Source organism: Ruoffia tabacinasalis (assembly GCF_005864045.1).
Lineage (GTDB): Bacteria > Bacillota > Bacilli > Lactobacillales > Aerococcaceae > Ruoffia > Ruoffia tabacinasalis.
The window spans coordinates 21,314-40,313 of sequence record NZ_VBSP01000020.1; the positions used below are offsets into that span (position 1 = coordinate 21,314).

The window sequence follows — 19,000 nt, forward strand, 5'->3', positions numbered from 1 at the left end:
AACTTTAAAACACAACTCCTTCTAGTTAGGTAAATAAAATGGATAAGTTGATAAGGCCAGATCAATATTTACTGGCTTTTGAGGTATGACTTCTCCATCAACTTGACCTCTAATTGGATCAGTGATTTTTAATTGTAATTGTTGCCCCGTGTATCGATCTATATTATCAGATTCATTTGTTTTCTTTGTTATTAACACTTTTATCAATAAATCAAAAATTGCTGATAATTTTATATCACGATAAATGACGAGTGCAATTTCATTATTTTTTGGTCTCGTTAACTGGTCGATATTAATCCCACCACCTACAGTAGGGGAATTTAATATTCCAGCTAAACTAACATCATCATAGTGAAACTGATGATTATCAATACTTCCTGATACGGCAAAATGACGCACGCTATTTAAACTTAACAGTACTGCCAATAAGTACGAAAGTTTTCCAAGACCTATTTTTGGTAAAAAAGAATTTTTAATAAGATTTTGAGCTCGGAAATTGACCTCAGCATCGAAGCCAAAGCCCATATTATTTAAGACGACACCTTGTCGTTTAGTAATGTGGTTATTGTAAGTGAATATTGGAATTGGAACGGGCTTTTCTGAGAATAACATCGTTTCAATGATTTCTCTGACTGATAGTCCTTTTTGCCAGCTTCGATAAAAATCATTCCCAGTTCCAGCAGGTACATAAGTGACTGGGATATCAGCTTGGTTCTTGTATAAAGTTTGAACTACTTCATGTAATGTACCGTCTCCACCTACAACGACTAAATAGTCCTGATATTCTTTGTGACCACGATTAACTAGCTGTTCAGTTAAAACTTCGGCATGGGTCGAATAGTCAGTTAGATAAGTAATGTATTCCATTTGGAAACTGTCCAATTCAGTATGGACTTTTTTTAAGATAGTATTCCCATCTCCGCCACCCGCTTCAGGATGACATATTATATGTACGCGATTTGTCATAGAGCACCTCGTTATTTCTTTATCAATTTGAATTTAAACACTAAGGATGATTATACTCAAAGTTATTCATTTAATAAAGAATTACTTCTATTGTCATATTTTGTTGTGGATTTGACAATAGGATTTTAATAAGAGTTAAATAAAAAAAGTGATTCTATTCTCATAGTTTCTCATAAAATATGATACAATAAGGCTGAATAAATATTGAGAAGTTAAGGAGTGTATATATGTCTTACAAAATGCTTGTCTTGGATATTGACGATACTTTATTAAATAGTAATCACGAAATTAGTTCGGTGACGAAAGAAAGATTATTGCAATTCCAAGAGGATGGCTTTATCTTGGTGCTAGCAACTGGGCGTCCAACTAAATCAGCGGTTGAAAAGGCTCAAGAACTGTTACTAGATCAACATAAATCACATGCGATTTCATTTAATGGGGCAGTAGTTACAAGCATGGAAGATGCGCAAGAACTATTTAGTCAACGAATGGACTTCGATGAACAAAAAGAATTGGTTCAATATATTCATGATACAGGTTTAGCATTAATCGCTTACGGTGATAATGAAGTATATCTCAGTCGGGAAAATGATTACAGTCATATTGAAGGTGAATTAACTGGGCTAGAAACAATTTATGACAGTGACTATGCCAATAATTTAGAATCAGAAGAATTAAAATTTATCGCCGTTGGCGATCCAGACATCGTCGCAAAACACAACGAGGAACTCCAAGGAAAATTTGGTAAAGCAACGAATGCAGCTACATCAAAAGATTACTTCCTAGAATTTATGCACCGTGATGTTTCTAAAGGTTTAAGTTTACAAAGACTTTGTGACCATATCGGCATTGATATTAGTGAAGTTGTAGCAGTTGGTGATGGGAATAATGATGCGCCAATGATTGAAGCTGCAGGAATTGGTATTGCTATGGGGAATGCATCAGACTATCTGAAAGGTATTGCAGATGATGTGACTGGAACAAATGATGAAGATGGCGTTGTTCAAGTTATCGATAAATACTTTAACTAAGAATCAATCTATACAGCTCATTTATAGTTGACATTAATTAGGCTAATTATGTATAATATAGACGATTTGAGACCATATCAGACTTAATGACAGAGACGTTTCGGTTGGTGGAAGAAACGACAAGGATGATGCTCCTCATGTATAACTAAGTGAAAATTTAGCGTAAGTCGGCGTTAACGGCAATTGAGATATAAGAACTTGAGTTGTTATAAGCGAGGTGGTACCGCGATTGTCGCCCTTGCATATAACAGCTCTTTTATTATTTTAAAGGGGTGTTTGGATGAAACAATTAACAAGTGCAGAAATTAGAGATTTATTTTTAACATTTTATAAAGATAAAGGTCATGATGTCCGTCCGAGTGCATCGCTAATACCAGTGAATGATCCAACTTTACTGTGGATTAACTCAGGTGTTGCAACGCTTAAGAAGTATTTTGATGGAACTGAAACGCCAGAAAATCCAAGAATTACAAATTCTCAAAAGAGTATTCGTACGAATGACATTGAAAATGTTGGTGTAACAGCAAGACACCATACTTTATTTGAGATGTTAGGGAACTTTTCAATCGGAGATTACTTCAAAGAAGAAGCGATTGAATGGGCTTGGGAATTCTTAACAGGAGAAAAATGGTTAGCATTCGATCCAGAAAAATTATTCGTCACTTATTATCCAGAAGATACTGAAACAAAAGAGTTATGGGAAGCTATTCCAAACTTTGATAACTCACACTTAGTTCCAGTAGAAGATAACTTTTGGGATATTGGTGCTGGACCTTGTGGCCCGGATACAGAAATTTTCTATGACCGTGGTGAATCGTATAACAATCTAGCTGAAGACGATCCAGAAAATTATCCTGGTGGGGAAAATGAGCGTTGGTTAGAAATTTGGAACTTAGTGTTCTCTGAATTTAATCATATGCCAGATGATACTTATGTACCACTTCCACATAAAAACGTCGATACTGGGATGGGCTTAGAGCGTTTAGTATCAGTGATTCAAGATACACCAACGAACTTTGAAACAGATTTATTCATGCCAATTATTGAGAGAATCGAAACGTTAACTGATGGCGTTAAATATAGCGAAAGTAATGAAGGAAAAGTCAGCTTCAAAGTTATCGCAGACCATATACGTGCGGTAGCATTTGCGATTAGTGATGGCGCGTTACCATCGAATGAAGGCCGTGGCTATATTATTCGTCGCTTAATTCGCCGTAGTGTGATGCATGGTCGTCGTTTAGGAATCACAACTTTATTCTTAAGTGACTTAGTCCCAACAATTACAGAAATCATGGGTGGCTACTACGCTGAACTTAATGAGAAGCTGGATTTTGTTCAAACAATTATTAAAAATGAAGAAGAACGATTCCACGAAACAATTGGCGACGGTGAGTTACAGTTAGAAAATATCTTGGCTCAATTGACTGAAGAAGGTAAGACAGTTGTATCTGGAGCGCAAGCTTTCCAATTATATGACACATTTGGTTTCCCATTAGAATTAACTGAAGAGATGGCATTAGAAAACAAATTTACTGTAGATAATGACGGCTTCGAAGTTGAGATGGAAAAACAACGTGAGCGTGCAAGAGCAGCAAGATCAACTGAAGAAAGTATGTCAGTGCAATCAGAGGCTCTACAAGGTGTTACGACTGAATTTGAGTTTGTTGGACACAGCCAATTATCAAGCAATGCGACTATCAAAGCGATCATTAAAGATGAAGAGAGTTTAGACCATCTTCCAATTGATGAAGAAGCTTGGGTATTCTTTAATCGCAGTCCATTCTATGCTGAAATGGGTGGACAAGTAGCGGATTCAGGTGGAATTTACGACGGCAGTGAATTAATTGCGGAAGTAAATGACGTACAAAAAGCACCTAACGGCCAATACATGCATAAAGTGAAACCGTTGAGTATGCGTCTAAATGAAGGCCAATCATATACGCTAGTCGTAGATGGTAAGACTCGCCTGAAAACAAACCAAAACCATACCGCAACTCACTTATTACACCAAGGACTAAAGACAATCTTAGGAGAGCATGCGAATCAATCAGGTTCATACGTTGGGCCAGACCGCTTACGCTTTGACTTCTCACACTTTGGTAAAGTCACTGACGAAGAATTAAAACAAATTGAACAATATGTAAATGACTTTATTCAAAATGCCGTCGACGTTGATATTAACGAAATGCCAATTGATGAAGCGAAAGCTTTAGGCGCAATGGCATTGTTCGGTGAGAAATACGGCGATGTCGTTCGTGTTGTAAACATTGGGAATGAATCCATCGAACTTTGTGGGGGAACACACGTATCGAATACAAATGATATTGGTACCTTCAAATTAGTGAGTGAATCAGGAATTGGTGCAGGTATTCGTCGTATCGAAGCTCTTACAGGGCAAGCTGCGATTGAATACTATCAAGAAAAAGAAGCAATGTTACAAGCTGTTCAAGCTGAATTGAAAGTACAACAAACGCAACAACTTCTACCTCGTATTCACCAATTACAAGAAGAGTTGAAAGAAGCGCACTCAAAAGTTGAATCACTATCTGCAAAATTATTACAAGAAGAGTCAGGTAATTTATTCAATGAGACTGAAGAAGTTGAAGGCATCACTTTTGTAAGTGTCGTTCAAGAAAATCAATCAGCAGACGGCTTACGTCAATTAGGAGATGTTTGGCGTGAAAAACAAGCATCAAATATTCTAGTGGCTGTTTCTAACCAAGATGATAAAGCGACTTTATTAGTCTTTGTTGATGATGAAACTGTCGCAAAAGGAACAAAAGCCGGAGACATTATTAAACCATTAGCTAAATTAATTGGCGGTGGCGGTGGTGGACGACCACAAATGGCTCAAGCTGGAGGGAAAAACCCAGCAGGTATTCAAGATATGATTAGTGCAATCCCTGAGGCAATAAAAGCAACAATTAAAGAAGCATAAGTTTACTTGAGAAAGAACAGATAGATTGTATTGAATAAATCGTTTACAATGCCATCTGCTCTTTCCTTGTGCTTTTTAGCTTTGATTGTGACAATTCCTTTACAAATTATAGCTTGCGAAGGAATTTACTAAGTAATTATACGCAAAGTATGTTAGAATGTTGTTAACTCGAAGTACATCGCAAAAGATCTAAGATCGATGACTTTACAGATATGAAAGGTTTGGTGAAAGCGATGCAATCATTAGATGAAACAATACTATTCAAACTGGACGATATTAATAAACGCACAGTAAGAGAAACATTGGAGATAGTCTATAGTGCACTTGAAGAAAAAGGGTATGATCCAATTAATCAAATAGTTGGTTATTTACTTTCAGGAGATCCTGCATATATCCCTCGTCACCGCGATGCACGTAACTTAATACGTCGTCATGAACGAGATGAAATTATGGAGAAGTTAGTAGAATTCTATCTAACACAAGAAGAGAGTTAATGAGCAAATATCAAAGAGCTATGGGTCTAGATGTTGGTTCAAAGACAGTCGGAGTCGCACTCAGTGATTTACTTGGCTGGACTGCCCAAGGGTTAGAAACGATTAGAATTGATGAAGATGCGAATGAATTTGGAATTGAACGTCTGAGTGAAATTATTAAATCAGAGAATGTCAATACAGTTGTCATTGGATTTCCAAAGAATATGAATAACTCCATTGGTCCAAGAGCAGAGGCTTCCATGAGATACGGTGAACTTGTTAAAGAGCATCATCCAGACGTAGAGGTCGTGTATCAAGATGAGCGATTAACAACTTCTCAAGCAGAAAAGATGTTAATTAACGAGGGAAATGTTTCCCGTAAGAAACGCAAAAAAGTTATTGATAAAGTCGCAGCAGTCATCATTTTACAAAACTATTTAGATTCAAAACCACAACTATGATTTAAGGAGATTACTAAATATGGAAAACGAACACAATCATGAGCACCACAACGAACATGAATATATTACAATCTTTGACGAAGAAGGAAATGAAACGCTACACGAAATTTTATTTACTTTCGATTCAGAAGATTTCCAAAAAAGCTATGTTTTAGTTTATCCAGCTGGAACAAATGAGGAAGAAGATGTTGAATTACAAGCATTTTCATACACAGAAGCTGAAGATGGATCAACAGGAGCTTTACAACCAATCCAATCTGAAGAAGAATGGGATATGGTTGAGGAAGTTCTTAATACATTCTTGTTAGATGAAGATGAGTAATTTAAGATAACAGAATGATTTACAATACGTCACACTTTTACCTTATGGTAGATGTGTGATGTTTTTGTAATAGAAGTATTATGGTAATAGTAATGCTTATTTGTTATAATCTTTCAATAAAATGTTCTACATAAAGGAGAAACTATGTCAAAAGAATCTTGGGAAGATATTAAACTACGCGCCAAGGAAACTGAGACCGAAAGAGTGAAAGAGCGATTGTGGACAAACCGAATCGTTCGCATTATTATTTTACTAATTGTGTTAATTGTATTGGGTACGGCTATATTTGGTTATTTCTATGTAACGAGAGCATTAAGTCCGGTGAATTCGGATAATGATCAACTTGTAGAAGTGACGATACCCTTTGATAGTACTTCAGATGATGTCGCGAATATACTTGAAGATAATGGGATTGTCCGTCATGCGGATATCTTTGGAATTTATATGAAAGCCAATAATGAAGAAGCACTTCAAGCAGGTCATTATGAATTTTCACCATCGATGGATGCACAACAAGTTCTAACGACGATTCAAGAAGGCGGGGAACCAATCTTTGTTGATGCGGATACAACCATCACAGTGATTGAAGGAGCAACTATTGACGAAATTGCTACCCTAGTTAACGAGAATACAGCAATTACAGAAGAAGAGTTTATGGATACTGTTCAAGATGAGGAATTCATAACAAATCTTCAAAGCCAATTCCCATCACTTTTAGAAGAAGTGACGCAATTAGAAGGCTTAAAATATACTTTAGAGGGTTACTTATTCCCAGCAACTTATGATTACTTTGCTGGAATGACGGCGCAAGAATTAATTACAGAAATGGTGAGTGCTGCGAATTTAAATTATCAACGATTAGTGGATGATTTAACGAATACGTACCTTTCTTATCATGAAGTATTATCACTTGCATCAATTATTGAACGAGAAGCAATTACGGAAGAAGATCGTGGTATTGTTTCAGGTGTGTTCTATAATCGTCTAGAAGTAGGTATGCCACTTCAATCGGATGTAACGGTCTTATATGCTTTAGGTGAGCATCGAGAATTTGTAACTTATACAGACTTAGAAGTAGATTCGCCATATAACTTATACATGTATGACGGATTAACACCCGGTCCGATTGGAACACCAAGTTACCAAGCGATTGTTGCTGCAATCTATCCTACATGGAATGATTATTATTACTTCGTGGCTGATATTGATACGCAAGAAATATATTATTCAAGCACAATTGAAGAACACGACGCGTTAGTTGAAGAATTTGTGAATAGTCGACAAGCTTCCATCGAAGCAGAAGCCGGCGAAGATGAAAGTACAACAGATGAAGAAGCTGCAGAGATTGAGGAAACTGAGGAAGTTGTTGACGAACCAGTTGAGTAAGACTGAAACTCAATTTGTCAGTTATAATTAAACATAGAAAGCGAGATTGTTTATGGGGACGAAACCAGTAGTAATTGGCGTTTCCGGTGGTTCAGGAAGTGGAAAATCGAGTGTAAGTAGCCGAATATTAGAAACTTTTGAAGGACTATCAGTAATGTTGTTACAACAAGATTATTATTATAAAAATCAAAGTGACCTTCCACTAGAAGAGAGATTGAAGACAAATTATGATCATCCATTAGCATTTGATAATGATTTATTTTACAATCATCTGGTGACATTAATTGAAGGTGGTTCAATTGAGAAACCAATTTATGATTTTACAAATCATACACGCAGTAATGAAACGGAATATGAAGTTTCACGTGATGTTATAATCGTTGAAGGAATTTTAATATTAGACGATAAACGTATCCGAGACTTAATGGATATTAAAGTGTATGTAGATACTGACGACGATATTCGCTTGGCTAGACGAATCCTTCGTGATATTAATGAACGAGGTAGAACGGTTGAGTCAGTGATTAAGCAATACGTAGAGGTCGTGAAACCGATGTTCCATCAATTCATTGAACCTACGAAACGTTATGCTGATATCATCGTGCCAGAAGGTGGCTACAATCAAGTTGCGATTGATTTATTAACAACGAAGATTGGAACAATCTTGAATCAAAAATAATTACATAAACGATCGTGATTAGCGGTAAATTACGATCGTTTATTATTCTTTTATATAAAAATAAAAATTTAGATTGAAAAATAGTAAATAAAGTGCTATCTTATTTCTATCGTTTCAAGAAGGAGAGAATAACATGGATCAAAAAGTCTATCCAATGACTTTATCAGGTAAAGAAAAATTAGAACAAGAATTAGAAGATTTAAAAGTCAATAAACGTAAAGAAATTATTGAACGTATTAAAATTGCAAGAAGCTTTGGGGATTTATCAGAGAACTCTGAGTATGAATCAGCTAAAGATGAGCAAGCTTTTGTGGAAGGTCGTATTTCAAGTATTGAAAATATGATTCGTTTCGCAGAAATTATTGATGATAAAGACGTTGCTAAAGACGAAGTTTCATTAGGTCGTAAAGTGACGTTTGTTGAAGTACCAGATGGCGACGAAGAAACTTATACAATTGTTGGTAGTGCAGAAGCTGACCCATTAGAATATAAAATTTCTAATGACTCACCGATTGCCCAAGCAATTTTAGGTAAAAAATTAAATGATGTTGTTTCGATTCAAACGCCAGGCGGATCTTTTGATGTTAAAATCATCAAAATTGAAGCAGCTGATGAATAGTCTTGCATAGTTAAGTATTAATAAGTCTGTCTTTTTATAAGGCAGACTTATTTTTTTATTGGGAAATGTGAAGTGAAATTCATTTTCTACTTCAGAATCTGTTATACTGATTTTATGGAACAGAGGTGTTTTATGCAAAAATTTTTAAAACAAAACATTTTTATTGTATTTGCGATTAGTCTAGTGCTTATATTATTTGACATCTTTTTAGATTGGAAAATTATAGGTCTTATCGGAGTATCTTTTATACTATTTATTGTCGGATTATTTATTGGAAATCGAATTCTTCGCTTAATAATTTTCGTTGGAGCCTTATTTCTACTCATCTTAAGTTTGCTTATGATTCAATCAGTTTGGGTATTATTATTAGTGATTATCTTGTTTTTAATTTTATTCAGAACTAAAGATGGCAATGAGTTAATTCATTTTAAAAGTGCGTTAATCTTACCTAAGAAGTCTGAAAGTAATTATTTAGGGGTGCAACTCATTGAACCGCAGAGTGAACAGCGAACGATTCTGAATCAAGAATCGATTTTTGATTCATACAGAGAGAAGAAAGTAGACTTTGAATGGGATGATGTCAATATTGTCTTATTCGGAGGTAACCATATCCTAGATTTTGGTAATACAATCTTGCCTCAAGGTGAGACGACGATTGTTATTAGAAAGATGTTCGGTCGTACGCGATTAATTATTCCCAATGACATTGGTGTGAAACTAAACATTAGTACAATTTCAGGCGGAGTAGTATTTGAATCCCAACGCTATTCATTGACAGCGGACAACTTCCGTTGGATGAGTCCAGATTATGGTGACTCAAACCGAAAAGTGAATGTCATTGTATCGGTGACATTTGGAGATGTTGAGGTGATTATTCTATGAATTTTCGTTTATGGACTCATTTATTCTTCTTTCAATTTGTTAGTTTTTCAGCCGTTGTCGTCATCATTTTCGGAATTCTCATTTATGAATTAAATGTGATGACACTGGCAGAAGTGTTTACCGTTGAGTTTTTTAATATTCCAGTGTATTTGATTATTATCGCATTTATCTTAACCATGAGTATCGTGTTAGCGATTATCTTAACCGTTGCACTGAGTTCACCATTTGAACAAATTAGAGCACGAATTAACTGGTTATTATTAGGAAAATATCAAAATGAAATATTCCGTAAAGAATTGCAAGGCGGAAATTGGTTTGATGCTTCAAGACAAACGGCGAAAGATATTAATCGCCTTCGGGACAAGATTGTTAATCTATCGACGGATCTACAAGAATATACGGCAGCACCAGTGTTTGTTGGTGAAGATACTAAAGAAGAGATTATTGAGAAAGAACGTAATCGAATTGCGCGCGAGTTGCATGATTCAGTCAGTCAGCAATTATTTGCTGCGACGATGATGATTTCAGCTATTAGTGAAGTTGCTGAGAGAGAAGAGTTATCGGTAACTAAATCTGTGAAAAAAGTTGAAGAGATTATTGGAAATGCCCAAACTGAGATGCGGGCATTACTCCTTCACTTAAGACCGATTGATTTAGTGGATCAACGTCTCGATCAAGGTATTAAACACTTGTTAGAAGAATTAGATACTAAGATCCCAATGGAAATTCATTGGAATCTCGCACCCGTAAAAGTTGATAGTGGGATTGAAGATCACTTATTCCGAATCGTTCAAGAAGCGATATCTAATACGATGCGGCATGCGAAAGCGAATAAATTTGAAATTTATTTAACTCAAGACAAACATTCAATTCAATTAAAAATTATTGATGATGGGCAAGGGTTTGATGTGAGCACAGCTAAACAAAAAGGTAATTACGGTCTTCGAAATATGGAAGAGCGCGTGAAGAGTTTAGGTGGAATATTGAATTTAATTAGTTCAATTGGTAAAGGAACATCAATCGACATTCAAATTCCCATTTCGAAAAGAGAGGTAAATGTATGATTAAAGTATTATTAGTCGATGATCATGAGATGGTACGTTTAGGGGTGTCATCCTACTTGGATGTCCAACCCGACATCGAAGTGATCGGTGAGGCTGAAAATGGGCTCATGGGTTATCACAAAGCATTAGAAGATAAACCAGACATCATCTTGATGGATTTGGTGATGGAAGTCATGGATGGAGTAGAAGCGACTCAAAAAATTATGGAAGAGTGGCCAGAAGCCAAAATTATTATTGTGACATCTTTCATCGATGACGAAAAGGTCTATCCTGCGATTGAAGCTGGCGCTAAGAGTTATTTATTAAAAACGTCTTCTGCCAGTGAAATTGCGGATGCTATCCGTGCGACTTACGAAGGGGACACGGTGATGGGACCTGAAGTTACAAGTAAGTTGTTAGAATATGAAGATAAATCCAGACAAAAACAAGCGCACGATGATTTAACCAATCGTGAATTAGAAGTATTATTATTAGTTTCAAAAGGGTATACAAATCAAGAAATTGCAGATGAGCTATTCATCACGCTAAAAACAGTAAAAACACATGTTTCGAATATCTTATCTAAACTTGAAGTAAATGACCGCACACAAGCAACTATCTATGCTTACCAGCATGAGCTCGTATAAGCAATTCAATTTATTCAAGCAGAATACTGGTTATTATAATAAAAATCATTTATACTCAAAGCATAGTGATAATAAAAGGAGGAAGTGGCTATTTATGCCACGCACATATATATGGAATTAATTGTTGAAGATAAAGCAGTCAAATGGTTTGAAGAAGAAGTTGGAAGAGCTGAAGGTGCAGGAATTCGCTTTAAAACAATGATCTACGGAAGTAGTCCAGTACAAGATTCATTTGCTTTACAAGTTGAGCCTACCGAGCCACATTCACCAATTGTTACATTTACTTCTGATAATGGCTTATTATTCTTTATTGAAAAAGACGATGAGTGGTTCTTTAAAGAACATGACTTAGTAGTTTCTTTTAATAATGAATTAAATGAACCAAAATACATTTACCGTAAAGACGGTGTGGATTTAAACTAGGACCAAATTAGTAAATAAAATTTATAGCTATCGTTAGCACATAATCAGCTAATGGTAGCTATTTTGTTGTTGCTTTATATGATAAATCGGTATAAGATAGCTATTCGGCGATTTTTACAATAAGATGCAGTAAAGAAAAGGGGAATGTAGTTTATGACTCAGAACAATTTGCATGATTATGAGAAAGAATTTGCTAAAGAAGCGGAATATTTAGACTTTGTATATAAGAAAATGTTACAAAGTAGAGATAGCCTCGATGCATTTGTTAAAGAAGCTCGTGAAGACGGGCTGGCTTTTGTTCAAAAGATGTCCGAAGATGTTCGGGTCGATTTTAGTAGTTTTTCTGATAATATGGACACTTTCTCAACAATTGAGATGAAGAACCGCGAGATAGATCAAATGAATTCACGGATTATCTCAGCTGAAAAATTATTGGAAAATGTCAAACGGTCATTGGATGCTCCCTATTTTGGTAAAGTGGACGTTGATTTTCTAGAGGATGAAGAAGCAGAGTCATTCTACATTGGTATTAATAGTTTTGATGATGATAATTACGCAAAGTTTGTCTATGACTGGCGTTCACCAGTCGCAGAGTTATTCTATAATAATACAACTGGCGAGTCTGCTTATGAAGTCAGTGGCAACATGATTGAAGTAGAAATTGATAAACGTAGACAATTCGTTATCGATAAAGATACTTTATTGAAGTTTTTCGATACTTCGGTGTCGATTCAAGATGATGTGTTACTAGAAGCTTTAGAACAAGATAGTTCTAGTTTGATGCAAGATATCACATCAACCATTCAAAGTGAGCAAAATGTCATTATTCGAGATACGAAACATCCGATCATTCTAGTCAATGGAGTGGCTGGGAGTGGGAAAACTTCTACGATTATGCAACGGATTGCATATTTACTCTACTCATTTCGTAAAGAAATCACCTCTGATAATATTTTAATTTTATCTCCGAATGAGCATTTTGTATCGTATATATCTAATGTGCTTCCATCATTAGGTGAGAAAACGCCATTGAATATGACGCTTTTACAATTTGTAGGGAGACACTTGTCAATGGAATTAGAGGATGAACAAACGTATTTTAACCGTATTAGTAGTCACGAGGTTCCGAAGCAAACAGAGATTATTCGAAGTGCTTCCTTTATTGATTTTATTAATGAGTCAGAAGAGTTAATTTTACAACATATGGATTTCTTTAATCCAGTCTTACGTAAAGACAAAGAAATTGTTTCGACTGAAAAGATCTTAAAAGCTTTTGAACAGACGCCTGATAGCTCGCCGTTAATTGCACGTATTCAAGCGACGCGACAATTATTATCAAGTAATTGGGAGAGACGAATGACTAAATTGGCTCAAAAACCAAACGTGATTGACCGAGTGATGTCATTACCTGAATCTTTACAGCAAAAGTTCTTTAAAGAGCTGATTACGGATGATTCACCTCAAACGATAAACAAATATGCCAAAAGATATGTTCATATTCAATACAGTCAAGTAACCCGTGATGTTCGTGGTTTAGCTTGGATCAATTTGCAAGGTATTTTTGAAAAAATTTACTTTGCGTATACACAAGAAGTTTATCAATTTAATCCGGATGGCATATTAAACATAGATGAAGCTGTTGTATTTATTTACATTTATAATCGTTTCATCGAAAAGTTATCACTAACCAATATGCGATTTGTACTTGTGGATGAAGTTCAGGACTATACAGAAGCACAAATTCGCTTATTAGTGAGCTTGTTTCCTAAATCAGCGTTTACCATGGTAGGGGATGAGAACCAAGCGATATTTAATGCGAATATCAAATTCCAAGATATTATCAATAATTTCTCAGCCCGTTCAGAAAATGTTGAGTTATATCAATTGGTGAATAGCTACCGCTCAAGCGGATCCATTACGCGCTTATTCAATCGACTCGCAACTAATAACGATGAATGGGAAATTGTTCCGATTCGTCCGGCCGGAAATGAACCTAAAATTATTAAGGTTGAGACAAAAGCTGATAATATAAAATTATTAGAAGAGATTCACCAAGAACTAGATGGGAAAGCATTAACATTGATTACAAAAACAATGGTTGAGGCTGATGAACTGGAACAATTACTAGGCCAAGAACTGTTGGATCGATTAAATCTAACTATTATCCCAATTAGTTTATCCAAAGGGTTGGAATTTGATAACGTCTTGATTCATAATGCATCAAACGATAATTATCATACGCAACGTGATAAGCGAATTTTATACACTGCGAGTTCTAGAGCAATGAAAAATCTATATATTACTTTTTCAGATTCGTTGACTGAGTTTCTACAAGCATAAAAACGAATACTTAAAGACATAAAAAAAGACGACAAGTGATCCAAATTTGGATTTCTTGTCGTCTATTTGTATTAATTAAATGATGCCACGTGCAATCAATGATTCAGCAATTTGTACTGAGTTTGTAGCAGCACCTTTACGTAGATTATCTGCAACAACAAATAAGTTTATGCCATTTTCTACCGAGTCATCACGACGAATACGACCAACATATACGTTGTCTGTATCTTCAGCAACAGATTGTAATGGATAGTCTAAAGTTTCTGGATTATCGGCAAGAATGACTCCGTCGATATTTCCAATTTCTTCGCGAATTTTCTTAATATCAAATTCTTTTTCTAATTCAATATTGATAGATACACCGTGAGACGTTTTGATTGGAACTCGTACCGCGGTAGCAGAGACAGGTAAGTTCTCAACACCTAAGATTTTACGCGTTTCATCAATCATCTTTTGTTCTTCTTTTGTATTACCATTATCTAAGAAGACATCGATTTGTGGAATCACTGTTTTGTTAATTTCGTAAGGGAAAGTACTTGTTGTACCTTGTTCTAAATCATCAATCCCTTTACGTCCGGCACCTGATACTGCTTGATATGTACTATAAACAACACGTTTGATACCGTAATTTTCTTGTAGTGGTTTCAATGGTACAACGGATTGAATTGTTGAGCAGTTGGGGTTTGCGATTAGTTTATCATCTTTAGATAAGACTCCAGCATTCACCTCAGGGACAACTAATGGAATATTTTTATCCATTCTCCACGCTGAACTATTATCGATGACAGTAATGCCATTACTTGAAGCAATCGGTGCAAAGTGTTTTGATGTTTCTCCACCTGCTGAGAAGATTGCGATTTGAATGGGTGCTGTTAAAGCATCCTCTGTTAGTTCTTGAATAGTAATCTCTTCACCATTGAAGGGGATTTTTTGACCGGCAGATCGACTTGAAGCAAATAAACTTAATTCACTCACTGGGAATTGACGTTCTTCTAATACTTGTATAACTTTACGACCAACTACGCCCGATGCACCTACAACGGCAACATGATATTTTTTACTCATAATTGGCTCCTTTCAATATTGTATGTTAATTTATAATTGAATTATTAAAAAGAGAGATTCCTTTTTAATTTTCAATTTATACCTATTAAACTTAAGCATTATCGCATAAAATGTCAAGTTAAAAATGCTTAGATTTAATAATTGATATTAAAATTTTAATCCTATCTTAATCCTGTTGACATTGTAATTTACCATTGATATAGTATATTTAAGTTAAAGAGGTATTGTGCGAGGCGCGGTTGACAAAAGTACACACACGTGGAAAGGGGATATCGCCGAAACGACTTTCGTTGGGGACTGACTTTAAGAGGTTGGTCACTGTTATTATCAAAGAGCCAAAGTGATAATAAGGTGCAATCAATTACCGGGCAAAAGGATACGTCAACTCAAATCAAGATGGATTGATTAGTGAAAGCGACCACGAACCTTTTGTTCGTAGTCGCTTTTTGTTTACTTTTATTTAAGGAGTGGAAGAATGCATTTAGAACCGTATCAAACGAAGGTGAATAACGAACTGGTTCATTCACATCATAAATATTCAGATTTAGCTCAACAGTATGGAACACCGCTTTATATTTTCGATGAAGAGAGTTTTAGAGATCGCGTGTATCGTTTCAAAGAAGCATTAGAGAATCCTTACTTTGAGACAGAATTATTATTTGCATCGAAGTCTGTTTTGACACTAGCGATTGCAAAATTGATTTCAGAGTATGGTATTGGACAAGATGTTGTTAGTGCAGGGGAGATCTATACTGGAAAGAAAGGTGGCGTTCAGCCATCGAAGATGTACTTTCACGGGAATAACAAATTAGAAGAGGAATTAGCTTTTGCGGTCGATCAAGAAGTTGGAACGATTGTCATCGATAATCGAATGGAAGCTGATAGACTAAATAATATTTTAGAACAAAAAGGGAAAAAGCAACGCGCGTTATTACGCTTAAATCCTGGAGTTGAAGCACATACACACGAATACATTAAAACTGCTAACTTAGATTCAAAATTTGGTGAGAGTGTCTTCGATGACAATATTGAAGACATTATAGAAACTATCTATAACTATGATAATATTGAATTAGCAGGTTTACATTGTCACATCGGTAGTCAAATATTTGATTCAGAATCTTTTATTAAAGCAGCGGATGAAATGTTATTATTTGCTCAACGGATTCAAACGAATTTAAATATTCCAATTAGAGAAATTAATTTCGGCGGAGGCTTTGGCGTCTACTATACCCAAGAGGATAAACCGTTTGATATTGCTGAATTCTTACCGGATTTTATCGAGCATGTTCATGAAAAGTCTACTGAATACGGGATTCAATTAGAGAAGGTGACAATTGAACCTGGAAGATCTTTAGTTAACAATTCTGGAAGTACTTTGTATACGATTGGTGATATTAAGCAGACCGTAGGTGGTAAGAAGTACGCCTTTATCGATGGCGGGATGACTGATAATATCCGTCCTGCTTTATATCAGGCTGAATACGAAGCAGCCTTGCCGAATAAAATTAACGAACCGATTAAAGAAACGTACACCATTGCTGGTAAGGCCTGTGAGAGTGGGGATGTCGTGATTAATAAGATTGATCTTCCTCAAGTTGAAACAGGTGATTTATTACTAGTAAATGGGACAGGGTCGTATAATTATTCTATGGCAAGCAATTATAATCACATTCCCATTCCTGCCATGGTGCATATTGATGGTGAGAAAAGTTACTTAACAGTCAAACGTCAGTCATTTGAAGATATCATAGCAAATAATATTATATAGGAGGATATTTATAATGAGTATTTACGAAGGTTCAGCAGTTGCATTGGTTACCCCATTTATCGAGAACACAAAGGAAATCGATTGGCGCGCATTTGAAAGCCTATTAGACTTTCATTTAGAAAATAATACAGATGCTTTAGTAATCACTGGAACAACGGGTGAGAGTTCAACTTTATCAGATGAAGAGCAAATTGAGTTGATTAAATTTGCTGTAAAACATGCTGAAGAAAAACTTCCAATCATTGCAGGAACAGGTATTAATGATACACGTCACGCTATAAAACTAAGTCAACAAGCTGAGCATGTGGGAGCAGATGCATTACTTATCGTCACCCCATATTACAATAAGGCATCTTACAATGGTATGTTAGCTCACTTCCGAGCGATTGCTGATTCAGTAAACATCCCAATTATTTTATACGATGTTCCCTCTAGAACCGGTACATCATTAACACCAGAACAAGTGGGTATTCTAGCAGAGCATCCAAATATTGTGGCTTTAAAAGATGCGGTAGGTAATTTAGATTATACTCGCGCAGTGCTTGATAATGTGCCAGATGATTTCGCAGTTTATTCAGGGAATGACGATTTAAATTACGATATTATCGCTTTAGGTGGTAAAGGTGCTATCTCGGTAACCGCTAATATCTTACCGAAAGAAGTTCATGATTTATGTCGTCTTGCTTTAGATGGAAATACGGAAGAAGCTCAACAATTAAATTATAAACTTGAAGATATTAACCGTGATTTATTTGATGAAGTGAATCCAATCCCAGTAAAATACTTAGTTCACAAAATGAACCGTTGTGCTTTATCATATCGTTTACCTATGGTCCCACCAAGTGAGGAAAGTGCTGAATTATTAGATACTTACTTAGGCTTAATTGAAAAATACACAATATAGAGAATAGAGGATTGATAAAGTGAATATTATACTAATTGGATCCGATGGCGCTATGGGTAAAGTTGTCACTAATATCTCGAAAGAGTTAGGTCATCAAGTGGTTGCAGGTTTGCAATCAACTGAAGAAACAGAACAACCATTTCCAATCGCTACAAATTTTGATGATTTAACAAAAGTGGTTGAAGAGCTTGAAGTTAAACCAGAAGTGATGATTGATTTTTCAACTCCTCAATTAACGGATGAGTTACTAGCATTTGCAGTGGCTCAAAATCTCCCACTTATGCTTGCAACTACAGGGCAAAGTGAAGCACAAGAGCAAGCAATTCAAGAGGCAAGTAAATCCGTTGCTATCTTAGATACTCACAATACAAGTATCGGTGTGAATGTGATGCAAGAAGTGAGTAAGCATTTAAGTAAAGTATTATATCCTTTAGGTTATGATATTGAAATCATTGAAAAACATCACCGCTACAAGAAAGATGCACCAAGTGGTACAGGTAAGATGTTACTGGACTCGGTTGAGGAAGGTATGTCAGAAAGTGCGACAAAAGTGTATGGACGCGAGGGTATTGGCGAAGCAAGAGAACACCAAGAAGTTGGTTTACATGCTATTCGTGGTGGTGATATTGTCGGTGAACACACGATTATCTTCGCAAATAATCAAGAAACACTTGAAATTACTCACCGTGCAGGATCAAAAGAGTTATTTGCCAGAGGCGCAATGGCTGGAGCAGAATTTTTAATTAATCAAGCCGAACCAGGTATCTACTCAATGAATGATATTTTTTAAACGAATTGTGGTTCTGTGAGAAATTCATAAATAACAACTCAGTAATTGTGGCTAGCTTTGCCATGATTGCTGAGTTTTTTTGTTTGTATTTTGGGTTCTACAATAAATAGGGTTGATGACAAAAATTAAAATGTCATCAACCCTATCTTTGTGTCTTCTAAAAGACGCAGATATTCGTTATATTAAAAGTACCACCAAATAACATAAGGAGAATATCTACGCATGAACCATTTTATCCAAAAAACCTTTCAATTAAAAGA

General features: G+C 35.7%; 18 protein-coding genes and 1 riboswitch. Of the genes, 16 read left to right on the forward strand and 2 right to left on the reverse strand.

What is annotated here, in order from left to right; translation table 11 throughout:
- Window positions 1-21: 21 nt before the first annotated feature.
- A complete protein-coding gene (locus FEZ33_RS06735; protein WP_138404640.1) occupies window positions 22-966 on the reverse strand; it encodes a diacylglycerol/lipid kinase family protein in 945 nt (314 codons plus the stop codon).
- Window positions 967-1,193: 227 nt separating this feature from the next.
- Here FEZ33_RS06735 and FEZ33_RS06740 point away from each other — a divergent pair, with 227 nt between their 5' ends.
- From FEZ33_RS06740 to helD, 13 genes are all read left to right on the forward strand, one after another.
- Window positions 1,194-1,997 (forward strand): Cof-type HAD-IIB family hydrolase, encoded by an 804-nt coding sequence (locus tag FEZ33_RS06740; protein WP_138404641.1) that lies wholly within the window; start codon window positions 1,194-1,196, stop codon window positions 1,995-1,997.
- A gap of 280 nt (window positions 1,998-2,277) precedes the next feature.
- A complete protein-coding gene (gene alaS, locus FEZ33_RS06745) occupies window positions 2,278-4,935 on the forward strand; it encodes an alanine--tRNA ligase (protein WP_138404642.1) in 2,658 nt (885 codons plus the stop codon).
- A gap of 233 nt (window positions 4,936-5,168) precedes the next feature.
- Entirely contained in the window at window positions 5,169-5,429 is a 261-nt protein-coding gene (locus FEZ33_RS06750) for an IreB family regulatory phosphoprotein (protein ID WP_138404643.1), read from the forward strand.
- A complete protein-coding gene (gene ruvX / locus FEZ33_RS06755) occupies window positions 5,429-5,869 on the forward strand; it encodes a Holliday junction resolvase RuvX (protein WP_138404644.1) in 441 nt (146 codons plus the stop codon). The genes FEZ33_RS06750 and ruvX overlap by 1 nt, the downstream gene beginning before the upstream one ends.
- Window positions 5,870-5,888: 19 nt before the next feature.
- Window positions 5,889-6,191 (forward strand): DUF1292 domain-containing protein, encoded by a 303-nt coding sequence (locus FEZ33_RS06760; RefSeq protein ID WP_138404645.1) that lies wholly within the window; start codon window positions 5,889-5,891, stop codon window positions 6,189-6,191.
- 144 nt (window positions 6,192-6,335) lie between these two features.
- Window positions 6,336-7,577 carry an endolytic transglycosylase MltG gene (gene mltG, locus FEZ33_RS06765; protein WP_138404646.1) on the forward strand — a complete coding sequence of 414 codons (1,242 nt, stop codon included), beginning with the start codon at window positions 6,336-6,338 and terminating at the stop codon, window positions 7,575-7,577.
- Between the two features lie 52 nt (window positions 7,578-7,629).
- Window positions 7,630-8,256 carry a uridine kinase gene (gene udk / locus FEZ33_RS06770; protein ID WP_138404647.1) on the forward strand — a complete coding sequence of 209 codons (627 nt, stop codon included), beginning with the start codon at window positions 7,630-7,632 and terminating at the stop codon, window positions 8,254-8,256.
- 133 nt (window positions 8,257-8,389) lie between these two features.
- On the forward strand, window positions 8,390-8,875 hold the full coding sequence (gene greA, locus FEZ33_RS06775; protein ID WP_138404648.1) for a transcription elongation factor GreA: 486 nt from the start codon (window positions 8,390-8,392) through the stop codon (window positions 8,873-8,875).
- Window positions 8,876-9,007: 132 nt separating this feature from the next.
- A complete protein-coding gene (gene liaF, locus FEZ33_RS06780) occupies window positions 9,008-9,757 on the forward strand; it encodes a cell wall-active antibiotics response protein LiaF (RefSeq protein WP_171031311.1) in 750 nt (249 codons plus the stop codon).
- Window positions 9,754-10,821 carry a sensor histidine kinase gene (locus FEZ33_RS06785; protein ID WP_138404650.1) on the forward strand — a complete coding sequence of 356 codons (1,068 nt, stop codon included), beginning with the start codon at window positions 9,754-9,756 and terminating at the stop codon, window positions 10,819-10,821. The genes liaF and FEZ33_RS06785 overlap by 4 nt, the downstream gene beginning before the upstream one ends.
- Window positions 10,818-11,447 (forward strand): response regulator transcription factor, encoded by a 630-nt coding sequence (locus tag FEZ33_RS06790; RefSeq protein WP_138404651.1) that lies wholly within the window; start codon window positions 10,818-10,820, stop codon window positions 11,445-11,447. Before FEZ33_RS06785 ends, FEZ33_RS06790 begins: the two co-directional genes overlap by 4 nt.
- Before the next feature lie 111 nt (window positions 11,448-11,558).
- On the forward strand, window positions 11,559-11,870 hold the full coding sequence (locus tag FEZ33_RS06795; RefSeq protein WP_138404657.1) for a HesB/YadR/YfhF family protein: 312 nt from the start codon (window positions 11,559-11,561) through the stop codon (window positions 11,868-11,870).
- 153 nt (window positions 11,871-12,023) lie between these two features.
- The gene (gene helD, locus FEZ33_RS06800) at window positions 12,024-14,210 is read left to right on the forward strand and encodes an RNA polymerase recycling motor HelD (protein WP_138404652.1); all 2,187 of its coding nucleotides are present in this window, start codon (window positions 12,024-12,026) and stop codon (window positions 14,208-14,210) included.
- Between the two features lie 75 nt (window positions 14,211-14,285).
- Here helD and FEZ33_RS06805 read toward each other — a convergent pair whose 3' ends face one another.
- On the reverse strand, window positions 14,286-15,275 hold the full coding sequence (locus tag FEZ33_RS06805; RefSeq protein WP_138404653.1) for an aspartate-semialdehyde dehydrogenase: 990 nt from the start codon (window positions 15,273-15,275) through the stop codon (window positions 14,286-14,288).
- Window positions 15,276-15,495: 220 nt separating this feature from the next.
- Window positions 15,496-15,640: riboswitch (Lysine riboswitch) on the forward strand.
- A gap of 110 nt (window positions 15,641-15,750) precedes the next feature.
- On the opposite strand from FEZ33_RS06805, the gene lysA reads away from it, so the two are divergent.
- The 3 genes from lysA to dapB are packed head-to-tail and all read left to right on the forward strand — an operon-like array spanning window position 15,751 to window position 18,740.
- On the forward strand, window positions 15,751-17,046 hold the full coding sequence (gene lysA, locus FEZ33_RS06810; protein ID WP_138404654.1) for a diaminopimelate decarboxylase: 1,296 nt from the start codon (window positions 15,751-15,753) through the stop codon (window positions 17,044-17,046).
- A 13-nt stretch (window positions 17,047-17,059) separates the two neighbouring features.
- Window positions 17,060-17,950, forward strand: a complete 891-nt coding sequence (dapA, locus tag FEZ33_RS06815; RefSeq protein ID WP_138404655.1) for a 4-hydroxy-tetrahydrodipicolinate synthase — start codon at window positions 17,060-17,062, stop codon at window positions 17,948-17,950.
- A gap of 19 nt (window positions 17,951-17,969) precedes the next feature.
- The gene (dapB, locus tag FEZ33_RS06820; protein WP_138404656.1) at window positions 17,970-18,740 is read left to right on the forward strand and encodes a 4-hydroxy-tetrahydrodipicolinate reductase; all 771 of its coding nucleotides are present in this window, start codon (window positions 17,970-17,972) and stop codon (window positions 18,738-18,740) included.
- Window positions 18,741-19,000 lie beyond the last annotated feature (260 nt).

Coding starts and splice junctions, on each gene's coding strand:
- FEZ33_RS06735 (WP_138404640.1), bottom strand. CDS start 966: ATGACAAATCGCGTACATATAATATGTCATCCTGAAGCGGGTGGCGGA.
- FEZ33_RS06740 (WP_138404641.1), top strand. CDS start 1,194: ATGTCTTACAAAATGCTTGTCTTGGATATTGACGATACTTTATTAAAT.
- alaS (WP_138404642.1), top strand. CDS start 2,278: ATGAAACAATTAACAAGTGCAGAAATTAGAGATTTATTTTTAACATTT.
- FEZ33_RS06750 (WP_138404643.1), top strand. CDS start 5,169: ATGCAATCATTAGATGAAACAATACTATTCAAACTGGACGATATTAAT.
- ruvX (WP_138404644.1), top strand. CDS start 5,429: ATGAGCAAATATCAAAGAGCTATGGGTCTAGATGTTGGTTCAAAGACA.
- FEZ33_RS06760 (WP_138404645.1), top strand. CDS start 5,889: ATGGAAAACGAACACAATCATGAGCACCACAACGAACATGAATATATT.
- mltG (WP_138404646.1), top strand. CDS start 6,336: ATGTCAAAAGAATCTTGGGAAGATATTAAACTACGCGCCAAGGAAACT.
- udk (WP_138404647.1), top strand. CDS start 7,630: ATGGGGACGAAACCAGTAGTAATTGGCGTTTCCGGTGGTTCAGGAAGT.
- greA (WP_138404648.1), top strand. CDS start 8,390: ATGGATCAAAAAGTCTATCCAATGACTTTATCAGGTAAAGAAAAATTA.
- liaF (WP_171031311.1), top strand. CDS start 9,008: ATGCAAAAATTTTTAAAACAAAACATTTTTATTGTATTTGCGATTAGT.
- FEZ33_RS06785 (WP_138404650.1), top strand. CDS start 9,754: ATGAATTTTCGTTTATGGACTCATTTATTCTTCTTTCAATTTGTTAGT.
- FEZ33_RS06790 (WP_138404651.1), top strand. CDS start 10,818: ATGATTAAAGTATTATTAGTCGATGATCATGAGATGGTACGTTTAGGG.
- FEZ33_RS06795 (WP_138404657.1), top strand. CDS start 11,559: ATGGAATTAATTGTTGAAGATAAAGCAGTCAAATGGTTTGAAGAAGAA.
- helD (WP_138404652.1), top strand. CDS start 12,024: ATGACTCAGAACAATTTGCATGATTATGAGAAAGAATTTGCTAAAGAA.
- FEZ33_RS06805 (WP_138404653.1), bottom strand. CDS start 15,275: ATGAGTAAAAAATATCATGTTGCCGTTGTAGGTGCATCGGGCGTAGTT.
- lysA (WP_138404654.1), top strand. CDS start 15,751: ATGCATTTAGAACCGTATCAAACGAAGGTGAATAACGAACTGGTTCAT.
- dapA (WP_138404655.1), top strand. CDS start 17,060: ATGAGTATTTACGAAGGTTCAGCAGTTGCATTGGTTACCCCATTTATC.